The 2,544-nt window shown below is 58.2% G+C and carries 1 pseudogene; it reads left to right on the forward strand.

What is annotated here, in order from left to right:
• Positions 1-2,544 (forward strand): annotated as a pseudogene (locus LKK83_RS24365) (hypothetical protein); the annotation flags it as partial.

A 2,544-nucleotide genomic window follows, 5' to 3' on the forward strand; every position in this document is an offset into this window, starting at 1 on the left:
GGCAACCTCGGCAACGACAGCATCCAAGGAGATGCCGGAGACGACAACATCTCAGGCAACGACGGCGACGACATCATCAACGGCGGAACCGACAACGATCGCATTTCCGGGGATGACGGCAACGATCGCATATTCGGAGATGCAGGCAACGACAACATCACCGGCGACCTCGGCAACGATATCATCAACGGCAACGACGGCAACGATAACATCACCGGCAACGACGGCGAAGACATCATTCACGGTGACGCCGGAGACGACATCCTCCAAGGCAACGACGGCCAAGACTTGCTGTATGGCGACGGCGACAACGACATCATGACGGGAGACGCCGGAAACGACACTCTACATGGTGGCGATGGCAACGACCAAATGAGTGGCAACGACGATCGCGACTTGATATTTGGCGACAGTGGGGATGATGCGATCGCCGGAGACAACGGCGAAGACACCCTACATGGCGGAACCGGCAACGACTTAATGAGTGGCAACGCCGACAACGACATCCTCTACGGCGATGACGGCAGCGACACGATGACCGGAGATGATGGCGAAGACTTCCTCTCCGGTGGCGCAGGGGATGACCAAATGAACGGCAACGACGGTCAAGACCTCCTTTTCGGCGATGGCGACAACGACATCATGGCCGGAGACAACGGCGATGACACCCTTCACGGCGGAACCGGCAACGACCAAATGAGTGGCAACGCTGACCAAGACCTCCTCTTCGGCGAAGACGGCAACGACCAAATGACCGGAGATGGAGGAGAAGACACCCTTCACGGTGGCGCAGGAGATGACCATATCAGTGGCAACGACGGTCAAGACCTCCTCTACGGCGATAGCGACAACGACACCATGACAGGAGACGCCGGAGAAGACCTCCTCTATGGCGGAACCGGCGACGATCGAATGAGTGGCGGTAGCGAAAACGACCTCCTCTACGGCGAAGACGGCAACGACCAAATGGCCGGAGACGGCGGCGAAGACCTCCTCTACGGTGGCGCAGGGGATGACCAAATGAGTGGCAACGACGGCGAAGACCTCCTCTATGGCGATGGCGACAACGACATCATGGCCGGAGACAACGGCGACGACACCCTCTACGGCGGCGCAGGCAACGACGAAATGAGTGGCGGCAACGACATCGACCTCCTCTACGGCGAAACCGGAGAAGATATCCTCGCCGGGGATGCGGGAGACGATAGTTTATTCGGTGGCGAAGATGACGACGAACTCTACGGCGGCGACGGCGACGATTTCCTCGTCGGTGGCGCAGGTGCCGATTTCCAAGATGGCGGCGCAGGTGACGATACGGTATCTTACTTCAACTCCCCCGCACCCATTTACGTCCACCTGCAACCGGGACGCGGCGTCGGTGGCGATGCCGAAGGCGACAAAATTCGCAACGTCGAAAACGTCGAAGGTTCCGAATATAACGATACCCTGATCGGCGATAACGGTGCCAACGTCCTCAGCGGATTAGGCGGCGACGACATCCTCGATGGCAAAGTCGGTTCCGACACCCTGATCGGCGGCAGCGGCAACGACTATATCGACGGACGCCAAGACAGCGACCTCCTCGACGGCGGATTAGGCAACGACAGCATTCTCGGACGTTCCGGGGATGACACGATCGCCGGTGGCGCAGGTACAGATATCCTCGATGGCAGTTCCGGCGACGACTCCATTCACGGTGGCGCAGACGATGACGAAATTTCCGGCGGTTCCCACAACGATATCTTAATTGGCGACAGCGGCAACGACCTGATCGATGCCGGTTCCCACAACGACTATATCGACGGTGGCGCAGACAACGACACCCTCAACGGACACTCTGGCGATGACAGCATTTTCGGCGGAGAAGGCAACGATCTGCTGTTCGCACATACCGGCAACGACCTGCTGCATGGCGGCAAAGGCGAAGATACCCTCTATGCCGAAAAAGAAAATAACGTCCTCTTCGGCGGACTCGACAACGACCATTTATATAGTGGCGCGGGTCAAGATACCTTCATGCTTGGCGTCGGGTTTGGGGTGGAATTTATCTATAACTTCGACTTCGCCAAAGACAAATTTGGGTTTATCGGCGACCTCACCGAAAACCTAATCTCCTTCACCGCCGGTACTAACGAATTTATCAACGATACCCTGATCCATTTCACCGGCAACAACGAACTCCTCGGCGTCCTCAAAGGCATCCGCATCGGCGGCGAACCCACTGCGCCAGAAGTTTCGGTGATTCCCGAACTCACCATTGCCGAACTCCCCCCCGAAACCGAAGCGCAACCCAGCGAACCCACTCCCAACCCCAGCGCAGATACCACCCCTGCGCCAGTGAACTTTACTCCACCCTCAGCGGTTAACCCACCCGTCTCGCAACCCCCAGCGTCACCCACCGCGCCGGTTTCGGAAACCCCCGTCACAAATAACCCGCCGGTGTCGGAAACCCCGGAAGAACCCACCGCGCCAGTGTCGGAAACTCCCGAACAACCCACTGCACCAGTTTCCGAAACCCCAGTCACAAATAACCCGCCAGTGTCG

The organism is Phormidium sp. CCY1219, assembly GCF_035615515.1.
Lineage (GTDB): Bacteria > Cyanobacteriota > Cyanobacteriia > Cyanobacteriales > Laspinemataceae > CCY1219.